Origin of the sequence: Herpetosiphon geysericola (genome assembly GCF_001306135.1) — a bacterium.
Taxonomy (GTDB): domain Bacteria; phylum Chloroflexota; class Chloroflexia; order Chloroflexales; family Herpetosiphonaceae; genus Herpetosiphon; species Herpetosiphon geysericola.
Map to the genome: position 1 here is coordinate 172,427 of NZ_LGKP01000021.1, position 18,060 is coordinate 190,486.

Annotated in this window: 15 protein-coding genes; 6 read left to right on the forward strand and 9 right to left on the reverse strand. The window is 52.1% G+C overall.

Annotated elements, in window-relative coordinates:
• The 4 genes from SE18_RS12170 to SE18_RS12185 all read right to left on the reverse strand — a co-directional run bounded on the left by SE18_RS12170 (nt 1) and on the right by SE18_RS12185 (nt 4,164).
• Nucleotides 1-414 carry a cobalamin B12-binding domain-containing protein gene (locus SE18_RS12170; RefSeq protein ID WP_054534733.1) on the reverse strand — a complete coding sequence of 138 codons (414 nt, stop codon included), beginning with the start codon at nt 412-414 and terminating at the stop codon, nt 1-3.
• A 92-nt stretch (nt 415-506) separates the two neighbouring features.
• Nucleotides 507-1,826, reverse strand: a complete 1,320-nt coding sequence (locus tag SE18_RS12175; protein ID WP_054534734.1) for an NlpC/P60 family protein — start codon at nt 1,824-1,826, stop codon at nt 507-509.
• Nucleotides 1,827-2,015: 189 nt separating this feature from the next.
• Nucleotides 2,016-3,470: an Asp-tRNA(Asn)/Glu-tRNA(Gln) amidotransferase subunit GatA gene (gene gatA / locus SE18_RS12180; protein WP_170206277.1), complete on the reverse strand. Its 1,455-nt coding sequence runs from the start codon at nt 3,468-3,470 to the stop codon at nt 2,016-2,018.
• Nucleotides 3,471-3,633: 163 nt separating this feature from the next.
• A complete protein-coding gene (locus SE18_RS12185; protein WP_054534736.1) occupies nt 3,634-4,164 on the reverse strand; it encodes a GNAT family N-acetyltransferase in 531 nt (176 codons plus the stop codon).
• A gap of 349 nt (nt 4,165-4,513) precedes the next feature.
• Between SE18_RS12185 and SE18_RS12190 the strand changes: the two genes are divergently transcribed.
• Genes SE18_RS12190 through SE18_RS27495 form a run of 3 tightly spaced genes read left to right on the forward strand, consistent with a single transcriptional unit; the run spans nt 4,514 to nt 6,840 of the window.
• Nucleotides 4,514-5,071 (forward strand): hypothetical protein, encoded by a 558-nt coding sequence (locus SE18_RS12190; protein ID WP_054534737.1) that lies wholly within the window; start codon nt 4,514-4,516, stop codon nt 5,069-5,071.
• A gap of 43 nt (nt 5,072-5,114) precedes the next feature.
• Nucleotides 5,115-6,680 (forward strand): acyl-CoA mutase large subunit family protein, encoded by a 1,566-nt coding sequence (locus tag SE18_RS12195; RefSeq protein ID WP_054534738.1) that lies wholly within the window; start codon nt 5,115-5,117, stop codon nt 6,678-6,680.
• Nucleotides 6,667-6,840, forward strand: a complete 174-nt coding sequence (locus SE18_RS27495; protein WP_160319504.1) for a hypothetical protein — start codon at nt 6,667-6,669, stop codon at nt 6,838-6,840. Before SE18_RS12195 ends, SE18_RS27495 begins: the two co-directional genes overlap by 14 nt.
• On the opposite strand, the gene SE18_RS12200 is transcribed toward SE18_RS27495, so the two are convergent.
• From SE18_RS12200 to SE18_RS12220, 5 genes are all read right to left on the reverse strand, one after another.
• Nucleotides 6,837-9,431, reverse strand: a complete 2,595-nt coding sequence (locus SE18_RS12200; protein WP_083469875.1) for a RecQ family ATP-dependent DNA helicase — start codon at nt 9,429-9,431, stop codon at nt 6,837-6,839. The genes SE18_RS27495 and SE18_RS12200 overlap by 4 nt on opposite strands.
• A gap of 187 nt (nt 9,432-9,618) precedes the next feature.
• Nucleotides 9,619-10,125 carry a hypothetical protein gene (locus SE18_RS12205; protein WP_054534739.1) on the reverse strand — a complete coding sequence of 169 codons (507 nt, stop codon included), beginning with the start codon at nt 10,123-10,125 and terminating at the stop codon, nt 9,619-9,621.
• A gap of 178 nt (nt 10,126-10,303) precedes the next feature.
• Nucleotides 10,304-10,984 carry an MBL fold metallo-hydrolase gene (locus SE18_RS12210; RefSeq protein WP_054534740.1) on the reverse strand — a complete coding sequence of 227 codons (681 nt, stop codon included), beginning with the start codon at nt 10,982-10,984 and terminating at the stop codon, nt 10,304-10,306.
• A 170-nt stretch (nt 10,985-11,154) separates the two neighbouring features.
• Nucleotides 11,155-12,459: a pyrimidine-nucleoside phosphorylase gene (locus tag SE18_RS12215; protein ID WP_054534741.1), complete on the reverse strand. Its 1,305-nt coding sequence runs from the start codon at nt 12,457-12,459 to the stop codon at nt 11,155-11,157.
• Nucleotides 12,459-14,162, reverse strand: a complete 1,704-nt coding sequence (locus SE18_RS12220) for an NAD(P)H-hydrate epimerase (protein WP_054534742.1) — start codon at nt 14,160-14,162, stop codon at nt 12,459-12,461. Before SE18_RS12220 ends, SE18_RS12215 begins: the two co-directional genes overlap by 1 nt.
• A gap of 390 nt (nt 14,163-14,552) precedes the next feature.
• Between SE18_RS12220 and lpdA the strand changes: the two genes are divergently transcribed.
• The 3 genes from lpdA (at nt 14,553) to SE18_RS12235 (ending at nt 17,922) form a co-directional block, all read left to right on the forward strand.
• Nucleotides 14,553-15,950, forward strand: a complete 1,398-nt coding sequence (lpdA, locus tag SE18_RS12225; protein WP_152976633.1) for a dihydrolipoyl dehydrogenase — start codon at nt 14,553-14,555, stop codon at nt 15,948-15,950.
• A gap of 90 nt (nt 15,951-16,040) precedes the next feature.
• Complete coding sequence (locus tag SE18_RS12230; protein ID WP_054534869.1) at nt 16,041-17,144, forward strand: glycosyltransferase; 1,104 nt, start codon at nt 16,041-16,043, stop codon at nt 17,142-17,144.
• Between the two features lie 271 nt (nt 17,145-17,415).
• Complete coding sequence (locus SE18_RS12235) at nt 17,416-17,922, forward strand: GNAT family N-acetyltransferase (protein ID WP_054534743.1); 507 nt, start codon at nt 17,416-17,418, stop codon at nt 17,920-17,922.
• The last annotated feature ends 138 nt before the right edge of the window (nt 17,923-18,060 follow it).

Consider the following 18,060-nt stretch of genomic DNA (forward strand, 5'->3'; position numbering starts at 1 on the left):
CTACCCTTCTACCGAGCTACGCTGAACATGCTCACGAATAAAATCAATAATTGCATGGGTCGATGAGCCAGGCCCGAAGATCCCAGCAATGCCATGCTCGTTGCGCAAAATCGCTGCATCCTCATCGGAGATAATGCCACCAGCAACCACCAAAATATCCGCGCCATCGTTTTCGCGCAACATCGTGGTTATTTTGGGCAGCAAGGTCATGTGCGCCCCAGAGAGAATCGACAAGCCGATGCAATCAACGTCTTCTTGCAACGCGGCTTCGACAATCATTTGCGGGGTTTGTTGCAACCCAGTGTAAATAACTTCCATGCCTGCATCACGCAAGGCCCGCGCGATTACTTTTGCGCCACGGTCGTGGCCATCAAGCCCAGGCTTGGCCACCAACACCCGAATTGGTCGTTCCATGAGGGTCTTTCCTCCACATTGAGAAATGACGATATACCCCATTGTAGCGCAGTTTAGCGCTACTGCGGATCGTCAGCTCAGCTTATCGCAATTTAGATTAACGCTGCAACTTCTTTCAGCCGCACCCGCTTGACCCATTGGTAGCCACGTTTGCCTTGCAAACATTGCTGGCGCGTGGTGGCGATATTGCCCAAGCCCCAGCGCTGGCCATTGGCAAGGTCAAAATTCATGCTGGCCTCAATCACATCAAAATTGGCACTCAAAGCATAATTGGTTCCAGAGCGATCGGTGCCTTGAAACGGGCCAACATATAAGCTAACATGGCCTGCTTGGGCCGCACCATTGTTCCCAAACACCAAAACATCGCCTGGTTGCCAATCGTTAGCATCGCTGATTTCTTGCAACGTAGCTGGGCCTGGCGCATAATATTGGGCCATATGTGGGTTGGCATTGCTTTGCCACTTAATATTAAAGCCTGCTGCTGCAAAACAAATGCTTACCAAATCGGCGCAAACAATATCTTTGTAATATTGATGATTGGGATTGCTGGCGAATTGCGCTCCGTAGCACATTTGCTGCAAATTAGTGGGCAAGGCATCGTAGACGGTTTTTTCATCGCCAAGCATCAACAATGCTTGATCAATAATTGCCCGCACTTTGGGGTGTAAAGCATTATAACTAGGGTGCGCTGAACGCACGCCGCTGCCACCACCCCGCACATTAATTGGCTGATTGATAGTATTATTGACAATCACTGGCACACGCACTGGTGTATAGCCAGCTACATTAACTTCGAGCAAGCCAACCGCCCCAGCGCCAATCTTGTCGAAACGATAATTGCCTTGGGCATCGGTTTTGACTTCGCAGGCAGCACGAGCAACTGGCGAAACTTCGGGAATCAGATAGGTTTTGCTGGTTTGAAACAATCGACTATCAGCAACCAATTGCGGATTATGAATTAATGCATTATCGCGAAACGATTCCCAACTAATTGGCACGCGCTTATCGATATATTGCACCCAGCAATCCCAGCGCGTGCCAGCAAAGCCGCTGATTTTGCGCGTCCAACTGACCTCTTGGGCAGGCGAAACTTCGGGCATCAAATAGGTTTTTTCGCGCTGAAACACCCGCCCATCATCGTTCAAATGCGGGTTGTAGATCAACGCGCCATCGCGAAAATCGCCCCATGCAATCGGCACTTTGCCGTTGATCTGCTGTTCCCAGCATTCCCAGCGCGTGCCACTAAACCCAGTCAACGAGCGCGTCCAATCGACTTGGCCAGCAGGCAAGAGGCTACGATTGGCAATATTGCTCAAATAGCCCGCCTGCGAGATAAAGCGCACGCTCACATTGGCCAGCGGCGCAAGATCAATTGCCCGAATCACCCGCCCAGTGATGCTATAACTGGTCATGGCTTTGGCTCCCTCCTAGATGCTTTCGTAGCTCAATGGTAGCGGCGGCAATGCTAGATTGCAATAGTTGAAGTTGGGGATCGGGGATCAGTTGTTGGGGATTGAGCTTTTTAACCACGAAGGACACGAAGAGCACGAAGGTTCATTACTTAGTGGTCTTCGCGCTCTTCGTGGTTACGAAACGCTTGGTTACAAACTTGGGTGTTGTTTGTACCAGCTGTTATTTTGCTCGTAGGCATGGCCGACGCGCAGCAAAGTTGCTTCATCAAACGGCTTGCCAATTAATTGAAGGCCAGTTGGCAAATTGTCGCTAAAGCCACAGGGCACGACCAAGCCGGGCACGCCTGCCAAGTTAATTGGCAAAGTACAGACATCTGAGAGGTACATTGCTACTGGATCATCGGTTTTTTCGCCAATTTTAAAGGCGACTGTGGGCGAGGTTGGCGCTGCCAGCAGATCGACCTTGCTCCAAACTTCTTGGAAGTCGCGACGAATCAGGGTACGCACTTGTTGGGCGCGGCGATAGTAGGCATCGTAATAGCCCGATGAAAGCGCATAGGTGCCAAGCATAATCCGGCGGCGCACTTCAGCGCCAAATAATTGGCCCCGCGTTGATTCAATTTCATCAAACAGGCCTTTGCCTTCCAAACGCACGCCGTAGCGCACGCCATCGAAGCGGGCCAAGTTGGTGCTACATTCTGCTGGTGCGATAATGTAGTACACGGGCAAGGCATATTTGGTGTGGGGCAATGAAACTTCTACAATCTCAGCGCCCAAATCCTTAATCTGCTCAATCGCCGTGCGTACCGCCTTCTCGACTCCAGGCTCCATCCCTTCGACGAAATATTCGCTGGGCACGCCAACTTTGAGGCCGCGAATATCGCCGGTCAGACTAGCGCGATAATCGGGCACTGGCAAGTTAGCGCTGGTCGAATCTTTGGGATCATGGCCAGCGATCGTTTCGAGCAGCAGCGCCACATCTTCAACCGTGCGTGCAAATGGCCCACATTGATCGAGCGATGAGGCAAACGCCACCAAGCCATAGCGCGAAACCCGCCCGTAGGTCGGCTTCAAGCCAACGATGCCACACAACGCAGCAGGCTGACGAATCGAGCCACCAGTATCGGTGCCGAGCGTGCCGAAGGCTTGGCCAGCAGCAACCGCCGCCGCCGAACCGCCCGACGAGCCACCAGGCACCCGTTCGGTATCCCATGGGTTGCGCGTGCCACCAAAGGCACTATTTTCGTTCGACGAACCCATTGCAAACTCATCCATGTTGAGCTTGCCGAGGGTTACCGTGCCAGCCTCGTTGAGCTTGCTGACAACCGTGGCATCGTAGGGCGGAACCCAGTTTTCCAGCACTTTCGAGCCACAGGTGGTGCGCACATCTTTGGTGACAATCACATCTTTGATGCCTAACGGAATGCCAGTTAGGCTGCTTGCATTGCCAGCTTTGATTCGCTCATCGGCGGCTTGGGCTTGTTGCAACGCAAGTTCGGGCGTTTGCGTTAAATAGGAATGCAGGGTTGGCTCTACCGCGCTGATGCGTTCCAACAGAGCCTCGGTCAGTTGCACCGAGGTAATCTCGCCGCGATCTAATTGAGCGCGGGCCTCGGCAATCGTCAATTCATGGAGGGCCATAATCACATCCTCACGCATGGGCTTGTTTAGTTTACCAACGCGCATTGTAGCATAGCGCATCGCTTCACGATCAAAAGCGTTGCTTTAACCTGCCATAGCGTTTAATTCGACTTGGTTCTTAGCTAACCGGAGCAGCAATCAAGCGTTGATCGAATAGCTGAATTAATTACCAGACCTCGCCCTCACGCCATTCGACGGAGATTGGTGCAGCCAAATCGAGCGGGCCAGTTTTGGGCAGGCGCAAAATCATCACTTCTTCTTCTGGCGTTGGCGCCAAGCCTTGCTCAGTGCGCATCGCCAACGGGCCACGCCACAGTTCCCAGCCAAGCCGCTGATAAAAAGCTGCATCTGAAGGGCTAAGCGCTGCTAGCTCAAAATCATCAATTGCTGTGGCCAAATGGCGCAACACATGGCTGGCATAGCCGCGTTTTTGATAATCGGGATGGGTTGCTACAGCTTCGATATAGGCCGTGCGGCGCGGTGCTTCGTCGCCAATTTGCAACCAGCGCTCCACCCACATCGCATGGCTCACCAATTCTGCATCAAGCCAAGCCAACACATGCACCGGATTGGCATACTTGAGATAGGGCGCAAAATCTTCGTCATAGGCCAAGCTACACATTGCTAAAATGGCTTGGCCAACATCAGGCGTAAGATCGGCACTTTTACAAATTTGCAAGCTCAATTCAGCAGCCATAGCCTAATTCCTTTCAAAACACATGCAACTTAACCTTTAAATGCGTTATCAGCCCAACGATTATTATAGCTGTTTATGCAGTCCACAAAGCTTATTTTAGGCGGTGCAGGGGGATGAAAACCCCTTGCGTTTCCCTCCGGCGGAGGGACGGAAGGGTGGCGAAACCCAAGAACCCACCATTAAACCAAAGAATCCATCCAACTGTGCGAAGTCTAGCATAGGCTGGATGGAGATTCTTGCATCGCAAGCCCGAATTCTGCTGGCGGGCAAGCAGCACCGCCTAAAGCTGAGTTTGTGTAGTATACTAGGCCACAACGCTATTCTATTCTTCTCTAGCTGGTGTGCTGCTATGACCAATGCTGCGTACACACGCCTAAAGCCGCAGATCATCACCGGTCGCCGGATTCTGCTGACGGCTTTTGTCACCCCGAATGATGATTATTTCGAGCCGCCCGATGGCTGGATCGATCCGATCGAAGTTGCGCTTTATGGCAATAGTTTTGGCTGCAATTTGGCAACGCCCAATGGCAACAAACGCTATATCGATTCATACAACCGCGATGAGGTATTGTGGACGACCAATAGCTTAATGCAAAATTGCCAACTGCGGCCAGATTGGGGCTACTCGAATAACTCAACCCTTGATCTGAATCGGCTTTCGCGTTTTGTTAGCCGCTTTACCAAGGCGTGCGTTGCGATTTATCGCCATAACCACCCGCCAGTCACGGTTGGGATGGCAATTATTCCTGCTCAAGGCTTGCAATTGCTCGACCCCCAGACCAATTCGCCATTTGGGCCGTTGGTTACCCAAGCGCGGGTCGTGGCCCAAACAGCGCTTGAGGCAGGAGCCGACGAACGTTTACTGCAAACGATTCGCGATGGTTTATTATCTCTTGCAGGCAGCTAAAATGGTAGCTCAGTTAGCGCTCGCAGACACAATGAGGTGATTGATGGGCAATCAAATTACAACTGATGCTGGCATTCCGGTTGAGCCAATTTACCGTGATACCGACCGCCAGCCGGAGCCTGACGCTGGCCAGTTTCCCTACACCCGAGGCATTTATCCCACCATGTATCGTGGCCGCTTGTGGACGATGCGCCAATATGCTGGCTTTGCTTCGGCCCACGAAACCAACGAACGCTTTCGCTATTTGCTTGGCCAAGGCCAAATGGGGCTTTCGGTCGCTTTTGATCTGCCAACCCAGCTTGGCCTTGATTCCGACGATCCACGAGCTGAGGGCGAGGTTGGCAAGGTCGGCGTAGCCATCGATTCAATCGACGATATGGCAACCTTGTTCGCTGGCATTCCGCTGGATAAGGTCAGCACCTCAATGACGATTAACGCTCCTGCCAGCGTGCTCTTGCTGTTGTATGAGTTGGTTGGGGCGCAACAGGGCGCAGCATCCAAAACGCTCACTGGCACGATTCAAAACGATATTCTCAAGGAATATGCCGCCCGTGGGACTTATATCTTTCCGCCACGGCCTTCGATGCGATTGATTACCGATACCTTTGCCTATTGCGCCGAACGGATTCCGCGCTGGAATACGATTAGCATTAGCGGCTATCATATTCGCGAGGCTGGGGCAACTGCGGTGCAAGAATTGGCCTTTACCTTGGCCAATGGCATTGCCTACGTGCAAGCGGCAATTGATGCAGGCTTGCATGTCGATGAATTTGGCCCACGTCTATCGTTCTTCTTCAATGCCCACAACAATTTCTTTGAAGAGATTGCCAAATTCCGAGCTGCTCGCCGCATGTGGGCCACGATTATGCGCGATCGTTTTGGGGCAAGCGATGAACGCGCCTTGACCTTGCGCTTCCACACCCAAACTGGCGGCTCGACCTTGACCTCACAACAGCCGCTCAATAACGTGGTGCGGGTAACCTTGCAAGCCTTGGCGGCAGTGATGGGCGGTACCCAATCGCTACACACCAATGGCTTTGATGAGGCGCTTTCGTTGCCCACCACCGAAGCAGCAACCCTTGCTTTGCGCACCCAACAAGTCATCGCCTATGAAAGCGGCGTAACCGCCAGCGCCGATCCGTTGGGTGGCTCGTATTTGGTCGAAAGCATGACCGACGAGATTGAGCAACGCGCCTTGGCCTTAATTCGCCATATTGACGATCTGGGCGGTGCAGTGCGTGCTGTCGAGGATGGGTTTATCCAAGCCCAAATTATGGATACTGCCTACGAATATCAAAATCGGGTCGAAAGTGGCGAGCAATTGGTCATCGGGGTCAATAAATTTGTTACCGATGATGCGCCCGTGCCAATCTTCAAGCCCAACGAAGCAGTAGCCGCCGAACAATGCGCCAAATTGGCCAAACTGCGTGCCGAGCGCGATCAAGCGGCGGTTGATGCAGCCTTGGCCGATTTGCAACGCGCCGCCGAAGGCACAGCCAACGTGCTCGAACCAATGCGCGAAGCGCTCAGTCATCGGGCAACCGTTGGCGAAGTATGTGGAGTTTTACGCAAGATTTGGGGAGAATATCGGCCTGATGTCGCGATCTAAGGGTCTTGTTTTAGCTAGCGTCGTGGTGATCGTTCTGATCATCACAGCGCTAGCACCCAATCTATTTGAGCAAATCGATGGCCGCATTGGCAGCTATATTATGGTTGGGGTGGCACTGGCTGCGGTTGCTGCTTGGTGGTGGCGACGCAAACAAGCTTAGTTGTCAGCTTTGCCAGTGGTAATCAAACTCAGCAAATCTGCGCCCCATTGAGCTAATTTTTGGCTGCCAATGCCTTTGATTGTGCTTAATTCGTGGCTGCTGGTTGGCTGATAGGCTGCCAAATCAAACAACACACTATCGGGAATAATCATATAGTGCGGCAGATTGAGCTTGCGGGCTTGCTCGGAGCGCCAGCTTTTGAGCGCCAGCAACAATTCGCCATCGGCCTGCAATTGTTCGGTTTGCGCCGAATCGCGCTTGCCCTGAATATTCAAGGCTGGCAAGCTTTGCGGGTTGTTCAAGGCCTCGCGGCCAGCACTATTCAATGCCAACAACGGATACAAGCCTTGCTGCTGGCGATCCAGCAAATGGGCTTCGACCAAAGCCTCAATCACCGTTTCAATTTGCTCCATCGTTACGTGCGCCAACACCCCATGGTCGGGCGAGCGTTTGGCATCGCTCGCACCTTTGAGCAAACGCGCCAAGCCAGTACGCCCCAAAGGATATGGCAAACGAGTCAGGGTTGCTAGCACTTGCAAGGCAATATCACGCTGTTGATTGCCAGTGCGTTTGGGAGCCGCCGTCACGACCACCAAAGTTGCGCCTTGATAGGCCAAACTGCCTGCATCGACCAATACATCAATTTCAGCCCGAATTGAATCGAATGAGCGCTCGGAAAGTGCGCCAAACAACGGATGCGAACCATAGCCCCGTGAGCCAGCCAAAATATGAGCCAAATCGCGGCTGCTGAGTTGTTGGGGATGTTCGCGCACCGCCTCGACGATAATTCGTTGATGGTCGCTGATTGCGCCGCCATTGCCCCAATTGGCGCTAACCAAGGGCATGGTTTGCGGCTGCAAGCTGCTTGGTGGGCGGCTAATACTGATGCGACCCGATTGGCAAATATCGCAGGCATTGCCACAAGCAGGCAAGCGTTGGCCAAACTGGGCCGCCAAAATTCGATGCCGACAATGGCTTGCTTCAACATATTGGGTCAACGAATCGAGTTGGCGCTCTTGAGTACTGCGCCATTGCTTCAACACCTGATACATCCGTTCGCGGGTATCTTTGGGCGATGGCAGCACTTCGAGCAACACCTCGCGGGCCACACCTTCGTAGCCAAGCAAGCCTTGTTCTTGCCATTCGAGCAGTTTTGGCTCAAGTTCACTAGGGGCGATGCGCAGAGCGGCGGCCAAATCGTGGCTATCAACATCTTGCCACCAGCGGCCTAAGCTAAACCACTCGCAAAGTTGGTTGATTTCGGGCGTTGCAGGTGCTTCGCCACGGCGCAATTTACAAACCCGTGGCAAATCGAAATGGCGGCGCAATAGCCCAACATGCTCCAAAATGCCGAGGCCAACCCGCAAACGGGTTTCATCGAAGCCAGAAAGCTCCATCAAATGGGCCTGATTGATGGTGCCTTGGCCTTTGCCAATTTGGCCCAAAACCGCTTTATAGAGTTCGCGTAATTCTTCAACTCCAAAATGGCTACTTTCGAGCCATTCTTTGAGCTGGCGTTTATCGAAAAAGTTGTAGAGCATAATGCAACGCGAAATTTGGCCATCGCGGCCAGCCCGCCCCGCCTCTTGGGCATAATCTTCGAGCGATTTGGGCAAATTGGCGTGAATCACCGCCCGCACATCGCGCTTATCCACACCCATGCCAAAAGCAATTGTCGCCACAATCACCCGAGTTTCGCCGCGCATAAAGCGATCTTGGATGGCATCGCGGTCGGGGCAGCCAGCATGATAGGCTTCGGCCACAACCCCAGCTTGGCGCAAGCGATCGGCTATTTCTTCGCAGCTATTGCGCGAGCGCGAATAAACGATAATTGCGCCATTAATTTGATGGCATAAGGTCAGGATGGCCGCTTGTTTTTTCTCTTTGTTGGAGGCTTTGAGCAACTCGAAGTGCAAGTTGGGCCGAAACACATTGGTGCGCACCGTTTCTAAATCGCCAAGTTGCTCGCAGATGGCTTTTTCGGTGGCTGGACTGGCGGTTGCCGTCAAACCCAAAACCAGCGGGTTGCCAAGCACCCGCAGCGCTTCGCGAATAAATAAATAATCGGGGCGAAACGAAAAGCCCCACAACGACACACAATGCGCTTCATCGACCACAAATAGCGAGATGCCAACTTGCTGCAAAGCATAGAGAAATTGACGTTGGCGCAAACGCTCGGGCGCAACATAAACCAATTTATAACGCCCTTCGCTCAAACCACGCAAACGGCTGCGCACCTCATCAAACGGAATTGCGCTGTTGATAAAAGTCGCTTGTTCGCGCACCGCCTCGGGCAAGCCATCAAGCTGATCTTTCATCAAGGCAATCAAGGGCGAGATGACGATCGTGGCGTGAGGCAACAACAACGCTGGTAATTGATAGCAGAGCGATTTGCCTGCGCCAGTTGGCATCAAGGCAAGGGTTGATCGGCCTGCCATCACCCGTTCGATGACTTGTTGCTGACCGCTGCGAAAGCCAGGCAAGCCAAAATGCTCGCGGAGGGATTCGGTCAACTCATTGGCTAAGGCCGTAGGCTGGGCTTCAGCTTCATCGAAGGTAAAAAGCGGGGTTTCAGGATCAACCAACGTCATAAGAGCCTCAAAAGTAGCAAATCTGTTTGTAAGCATATCACATGATTGAATCGTGGATGGCAGATAATAACGAGGGATCAGGGATCAGTTTTCAGGGATTAGGGTTGATGAAACCGCGAAGTGCGCAAAGATCGCGAAGCAGATTCAAACATTGATTCCCAAATACCAAAGCAATGCCAACTTTTGCTTAGATATTGAACACTTGCAGATAAATCGTCAGCAGCTGATCGCTCGGCTGTAGTTGCACAACTAAAATTTGATAGCTTTTGCCATTGATAAATTGATAGCCATAGCGATATTGTTCAGGTTGCAGATTTAAGCTATCAAGCTGCCACCATGGCTTTGCCTCTGGATATGGAGCTGGCAAACTAGCAAAAAGATCAGGCGTATGTTGCAGCGCCTCGGTAATCGGCACAGTTGTCAGCCATGCATCCAAGGCCGAAGCGGGCAAATCGAAGCGCGCAATCACCATTGTATCTAAGGCTACTTCGCCTTGGGTGTGGACATTCGTTGCCTCAGCAGGAATCGCAAAGCCCATAAATTGCTCAATCTCCGCGCGACTTAACGGGCTACTGAGATCACGCAAGGCTGCTTCAACCGTGGCATCGTGCGCTGGTTGCGAACGGGCCTGGCAGCCAAGCAAGGCCAAGCTAAGCAGTAAAAGTATAATTAATCGATAGCTTATTGGGAACATAGAAATCTCTCTACTGTCGAAGATTAAAGCATGCGAATATCTCAAGAGCTACTATAGCAAGCGCGCACAAACAATGTCAAGGGTAATTTAATGCTAGGTTAATCTAGTACTTTTATCAATAGAAAAGCCTGCTCCAAAGCTTTAGAGCAGGCTACGATATATATCAAATTCAACGAAATTAGACGGCAACACCAGTTGGGTTGAGAATCACAACTTTGGTTTCTTCGTCTTCGCGGGGCAGGGTTGATGGCGTGAAGGTGACTTTATCAAGGGTTTCGTATTCCTTCAACCCCATCTGATGCACAAACACGCTCAATGGCTCCAAATCGAGCGCTTCGAGGCGTTGTTGTTGGTTGTCGTTGTACAACGGCACAACCACTTTGGGGGCAATTTCGCCAATAATCTCGACCATGCCATCGGGCTTGATCACGTGGTTGCCGTTGCCAACTGGCACGAACAACACATCAACAGCGCCAATTTCATCGAGCTGGCTGGCGGTCAGGCCATGGCCCAAATCGCCCAAATGGCAAAATGCAACATCATCAATATACATCACAAAAATGGTGTTATGGCCATGCTTTTTGCCCTCGCTATCGGTATGCGCCGTGCGAACGCCACGAATCAAAATATCGCTCACTTCGTATTCGCCAGGCCCATCGGCCACAAACAGCGTATCGCGCAAGGGCTTAACGGCCTCGACATTATTGTGATCAGCTTTGTGATGGCTGATCGTCACAATTTGTGCAGTTGGCTTACCAATATCAAAGCCAACCGATTGATCGCAGGGATCAAGCACCACAATGCCTTCACGACCGCGAATCCGCACGCTGGCATGCCCTAAATACAGTATTTCTGCCATGATTTCCTTCCTAGATAGCCCGTTCGTTACTGACGCTTCACAAGTGCCAATTGCGCTGAGCGCTAGCACATATTTTCGTTAATAATTATACCACGCTGCTTGGCGCAGAGCACAAAAATGCGTTGCTAGCGCCTAAAACGCTAACAACGCAGAATCGGCCTACCTTCGATTTAGGCAACGCTTTCAAATACCAACGGCAGGGCTTCTACCGCGGCTGGGCTAATGCTAATCGCCGATTTGAGCGCCGCCAACGCAATTTCAGCGCGCTCATTGTTGGCGGCATGCACCGTCAACAGGGCTTCGCCTGCTTGAACTGGCTCGCCAACTTTGCGCTTCAGCACCAAGCCCACCGCTGGATCGATTGCATCTTCTTTGCGAGCGCGGCCAGCGCCAAGCTCGGTTGCCACAATTCCACAGGTTTCTGCATCGATGCGTTGGACAAAGCCACTGCTCTCGGCCAGCAAATCGATTTGAATTGGGGCAATTGGCAAGCTCTCAGGTTGGTCAACCGCCGCCAGATCGCCGCCTTGCTGGGCCACAAACTCGCGGAATTTAGCCCACGCTTGGCCATTATCGAGGGTTGCTTGCAACTGTTGGCGGGCTGCGTCAAGATTTTGGGCCTTGCCAGCCAAAACCAACAAATGCGAGCCAAGAGTCAAACAAACTTCAATCAAATCGCTTGGGCCGTGGCCTTGCAAGGTTTCGATCGCTTCGCGCACTTCCAGCGCATTGCCAATCGTCAAGCCCAATGGTTGCTCCATCGACGACAGAATCGCAGCGACATTGCGTCCGGACAATTGGCCGATCCGCACCATCGTTTGCGCCAAATCGCGGGCTTGATCGAGGGTTTTCATAAACGCCCCGGCCCCAACCTTCACATCAAGCACGATACTTTTGGCTCCAGCAGCCAATTTTTTGCTCATAATGCTAGCGGCGATCAACGGAATACATTCAACCGTACCCGTTACATCGCGCAAGGCATAAAGCTTTTTATCGGCAGGCGCAAGGTCGGCAGTTTGGCCCATAATCACCATGCCAATGTCACGCATCGCATGGCGAAACTCTGCTTCGCTTAGGTCGATGCGCATGTTGGGAATAGCCTCAAGTTTATCGAGCGTACCGCCCGAAAAGCCCAAGCCACGCCCCGACATTTTGGCAACCTGCAAGCCTACTGCTGCCAACATCGGCCCCAAAACAAGGCTAGTTTTATCGCCAACCCCGCCAGTCGAGTGCTTATCGACCGCAGCGGGCGCAAAATCACTCAAATCAAGCTGATCGCCAGAAGCAGCCATGGCAAGGGTCAAATCGGTGGTTTCGCGATCGTCCATGCCTTTGAGCACAACCGCCATGGCCCAAGCAGCCATCTGATAATCAGGCACGCTGCCATCAGTATAGCCCTTGATCAGCCATTGAATTTCTTCGGTTGAGAGCTGTGCTCCATTGCGTTTTTTAATAATCAGATCAACCGCACGCATTATTGTTTTCCGCCTTCTGTAAGTTTGCGCCATGCCAAGGGCAGGCGATTAAGAATATCGCTTGCAATAGTACCGCGTTCGCCTAATTCTTCGCGAACTAATGCGCCAGCAACGCCATGCACCCCAACTGCAAGTTGCGCGGCTTCAAATGGCGCTAAGCCTTGAGCCAACAACCCTGCGGTGAGTCCTGCAAGAATATCACCAGATCCGGCGGTTGCCAACGCGGGGTTGGCCAAGCCATGCAAGGCTAAGCTGCCATTGGGGCTAGCAATAATCGTGTGTGCCGATTTGAGCACTACGGTCACGCCCCAGCGAGCTGCTGCTTCAAGCGCAATTTGTGGATGATCTTCGCCAAGTTTTTCTTCGCCAAGCAAGCGTGCCATCTCGCCAATATGCGGCGTGAGCACAACCGGCTGATCGCGCAATTTTTCTTGCCAGTTTTCAATCGTGGCCAAAATATTCAAGCCATCTGCATCGATCACCAGTGGCGGCAATAAGACTGGACCTTCCTCTTCGACTTTAGCTTCTTCTTTAGGCCGTGCAGCCAAGCCAAAGCCAACTCCGCCTTTACGTTTGGCCGGAATTTCAAGCTCGCTCGAGCCAAGAAAGCCTACGCCCAAGCGGCGCTTACTTGAAGCCAAGCCAATCAAGGCGCGGAGAAAATCGCCTGTGCCTGTTTCAGTGCCAAGGCCGGGGCCAACCAACAAGGCTTTATATTTGGCTAATTTTTCGTGCACCAGTTTGGCGGCGGCTTCGGTCAATTCGCCTGGCTCAACTTCGGGCAAGGGCAAATAGGTTACTTCGTGCAAATGGGCGGCGGTGCTGCCATAAATTGAGCGTGGGCAGGCCAACGTTACAACGCCAGCGCCCGAGCGCGCAGCGGCAGTTGCCGAAAGCCAGGCTGCGCCAGGATAAAGATACGAGCCAGCCACAACCATCACGCGCCCGAAAGTATCTTTATGGCCATCAACCGGACGGGCCGGCACCAGCGAACGGATTGTCGCAAGATTCAGTTCAGTTGTAGTCATCGGCTCCTCCATAGAATCTGGTAGGGTAAATGCGGCGATTGCGAGCTTGCCAACCTTGGCCGCGCCTGGGTAGAGATGATGGCCGCGTTTGGTCAGGCCCGCCGCCACGGTGTAGGTTGCGTTAATCATTGTGCCCCAGATTTTGCCATTATCAGCATCAAGGCCCGAAGGCAGATCGACCGCCAAAATAGGTAGTTTGCTGGCATTCGCCAAGCGAATAATCTGGGCTACATCAGCAGCCAACGGTCGGCTTAGGCCAATCCCAAACAGGCCATCAATGACAAATGTGCTCGTTTGAAGCAGCTGCTGAAGCTGTTGGTTTTCGGGGTCGTCAGCAGCGAAAAACAGCGGCATTGCTTCGGCTTGGGCGGCGGCGTACGGCCAATCATCGGCTTGCGGTTTGCGCTTGTACAGGTAGCAGCGAACTGGATAACCAGCTTCTTTGATATGCCGCGCAATCACCAAGGCATCGCCGCCATTGTTGCCAGCCCCAACCAGTACCAAAATTGCTGGTTTAGGCTGCTTGGCGATGATTCCTAAGGCCACATCGGCTATGCCACGTGAAGCCTCGGCCATTAAGCCAGCCCACGTCGCACCTTCATCGACCGCACGCTGTTCGATTGCCCGCATTTGGGCAGCGGTTGTAATGTGATACCCAGGCAAAATTTTTGGCATCGTTGCCTCACCACACCTACTTAATGCTATCGAAAATTATACACCACAGCTTTAGCCAATCCATGGGCGATTTTGCAAGGATTAACGAAACACTAGCATAACGAGCGAGTGATCAGTTGTCAGGGGTTAGGGATCAGTTGGAGGCAACCGCGAAGATCGCGAAGAGCACGAAGATAAGGCTATTGGCTATTGCAATCCCACACCATGTTCCGATAGACCAGAGCCTTCAGCCTAGAGCCATTAATTCTCTGCGCCGCTGCGTTAAATCTGCCTCTAGGCTCTCTGTTCTTTTGCCTTCTGACTTTTGACTTTTGATTTCTGCCTAAACGACTGCCTGTGCTATCATAGACAATGGACAAAACGTCTACCATACGGAGGATTGATATTTCAATGGCTCAATATGATGTTGTGATTATTGGTTCAGGGCCAGGCGGCGAAGTTGCTGCCTTGCGTGCTGTCCAATTGGGCTTAAAAGTCGCTGTCGTCGAAAAAGAACAAGTCGGCGGTGTCTGTTTAAATATTGGCTGTATTCCCACCAAATCGCTGTTGCACTGCGCCGACGTGCTGGAAGAAACCAAAGAAGGCAAGAAGTTTGGCGTCATCACTGGCGAAGTTTCGTTCGATCTCAAGGGTGCGATGGGCCACAAAGAAAAAGTGGTCAAAACGATGCGCACTGGCCTCGAAGGCTTGTTCAAAAAGAAGAAAATCGATCTCTTTCGCGGTTTTGGCCGCTTAGCTGGCACCAACAAAGTCGCAGTTAAGGGCGATGACGGCAATGAAACGGTCATCGAAACCAAGAATGTGATTTTGGCGGTTGGCTCAACTCCACGTGCCTTGCCATTTGCCCCATTCGATGAGCAACGGATCGTTTCGAGCACTGGCGCCTTGAGCTTGCCCGAAGTGCCAAAACATTTGGTCGTTATCGGCGGCGGGATCATCGGCTGCGAATTTGCCTCGATGTATCGTACCTTTGGCGCACAAGTTAGCATTATCGAAATGTTGCCCCGGATTGTTGCCACCGAAGATGAAGAAATTTCGGCAGAATTGGCCAAAGCCTTCACCAAACGCGGCATTAAGCTCTACATTGGCTCAAAGACCAAGGCTGTCAATAAGCGCGCCGATGGCGCAAGCGTGGTATTTGAAGGCCCAGACGGCAAAGAACAAACCTTGGAAGCAGATTATGTGCTGATTGGTACTGGTCGCGCTCCTTTGACCAAAAATATTGGCCTCGAAGAAGTCGGCGTAACCACCGACGAACGCGGCTATATTCCGGTCAACGCCACCATGCAAACCAACATTGCCAATATTTATGCAATTGGCGATGTTGTACCAACGCCATGGCTAGCTCACGTTGCCTCAGCAGAAGGCGTGATTGCGGTTGAACATATCGCAGGCCATCATACCAACCCAATCAACTACGATATTATTCCAAGCTGTGTCTACTGTTCGCCAGAAGTTGCCCACGTTGGCTTAACCGAAGCCCAAGCCAAAGAACGTGGTTACAACGTCAAAGTTGGCAAGTTCCCATTTGCTGCGGTTGGTAAAGCAACAGCGATTGGCAATCGTGATGGCTTTGTTAAAATCGTTGCTGATGCAGAGTATGGCGAGATTCTTGGCTTCCACTTGATTGGGCCACGAGTGACCGAATTGGTTGCAGAGGGCGGCTTGGCCTTGAGCCACGAAGCCACCGTTGAATCGTTGTTAGCGACGATTCACGCCCACCCAACCTTGTACGAAGCGATGCACGAAGCTGGCCATGCGCTGCTTGATGGCACACTCCACCTCTAAAATTAAACTTCGCTGAATCAGCGTACGAAGGACACAAAGCACCAATTTTGCTGCTTTGCGTCCTTCGTGATTATTGAAGCCTTGGTTGCCATGAAAATTTTAATTATCTCCAAAGCGCTGACCGCCGCCACCTATCACCGTAAGCTCGAACTGATTGCGGCTGAGCCAGATGTTGAATTAACCGCGATTGTGCCGCCCGTGTGGATCGAGCCGGGAGTTGGCGAATATCCGCTGGAGCTGCAAAAAGCGAGCAATTATCGCATGCACGTCGTGCCGCTTGGTCACAACGGCCATCATCATACCTTTTGGTGGCAGGGCTTGGGCAAATTAATTGCCGCTGAGCAACCAGATATTCTGCATGCTGATGAAGAGGCCTTCAATCTCGCCACCTTCCAAGCATTTTGGCATGCGCGCAAAACCAAGGCCAAGCTCTGTTTTTACAATTGGGCAGATGTGGCGCGGCGTTATCCACCGCCATTTAGTTTCTTCGAGCGCTACAGCTATCGCCATGCAGCCCATGCGATTGCTGGCAATCACTTGGCCAAGCAACTCATTCGCGATCATGGCTACACTGGCCCAATCAGCGTGATTCCGCAATTTGGCGTTGATGAAACGATTTTTACGCCTGCACCAGAGCCATTGCCAAAAGATCCGTTTGTGGTGGGCTTTTTTGGGCGTTTGATGCGCTCCAAAGGCGTGCTCGATTTGCTCGATGCGCTCGAACAGTTGCCCGCCAACATTCATTGTCGCCTAATTGGCAAGGGCGATTTAAGCGCCGAGGTCGAACAGCGCATCAATAAAGCGCCGCTGGCTGGTCGAGTCACGCTTGAGCCATTAATTCCATCGAGCGCCATGCCCGATGCCATGCGCAGCGTCCATGCCTATGTGCTGCCCTCGCGCACAACCCCCAATTGGAAAGAACAATTTGGGCGGGTGTTGATCGAGGCAATGGCCTGTGGTGTGCCAGTGATTGGCTCGAATTCTGGCGAAATTCCGCATGTGATTGATACCGCAGGCATCGTATTTCCCGAAGGTGATGTAGCGGCCTTGGCAGAGGCAATTCACAAAATCTATAGCGATGAAACCTATCGCCAAAGCATCGCCGCTGCTGGCCGCCAACGTGCCTTGAGCCACTATACTCAAGCCAGCATCGCCCAACAACACTTGGCGGTTTATCGCTCGATGCGCTCATAACCACTAAGAAAAGAGTGTGTGCTTCGATAACTACACTTCTCGTCTGCATAGCAACAGAGCTAGACAGCGAACCAAGGAACAACTGATTCATCGCTCAATCAATGCCATTCCATTCAATGCCCTTTAGGGGGTGCAGGGGGATGAAAACCCCCTGCGTTTCCCGCCTTGAGGCGGGACGGAAGGGTGGTGATCACCAAGTAATTCACTCCAAGCAAGCACAATCTGGATTTAGTCTATTAAATCTTACCACCACTCAAAAAGAGAGAGTTTTATGCAAACAATTCGCACAGCTCGTTTAGTCATTCGCCAGTTTACGTTGGCCGATGGCCCATTTGTTATGCAGTTAGTCAATCAACCGTCGTGGCTCCAATGGATTGGCAACCGCAATGTGCACACCTTGAATGATGCAGAAACCTACATCAGCAGCGGCCCTATGACCATGTATCAACGCTATGGAGTTGGCTTGTGTGGCGTGGAATTAGCAGGCACACTGATTGGTATGGCAGGCTTGATCAAACGCACCCCAGAAGCCGAAATTGACCTTGGCTACGCCTTTTTGCCTGAATACTGGGGCCAGGGCTATGCAAGCGAAGTTGCGCAAGCCCTCTTGACGTATGCAATCACAACCCTCAAACTGCCGCGCATTATTGCCACTACTCATCTTGAAAACCAACAATCGATCAAAGTCCTCGAACGAATTGGCATGCAATTCGAGGGGATTATTGGCGAAGGCGAGCAGCAATTACGCTTATTTGGCTACAACCAACCAAGAACATAGAGCATAGAACATAGAACATAGCATTTGGGGATCAGGGTCTAGGGGTCAGGGTTCAGGCACTTGATTATGGGAACAATAATCCAATCAATCTGTGGCATCTGTGGCTACAACACCCGAAGAACATAGAGCATAGACCAT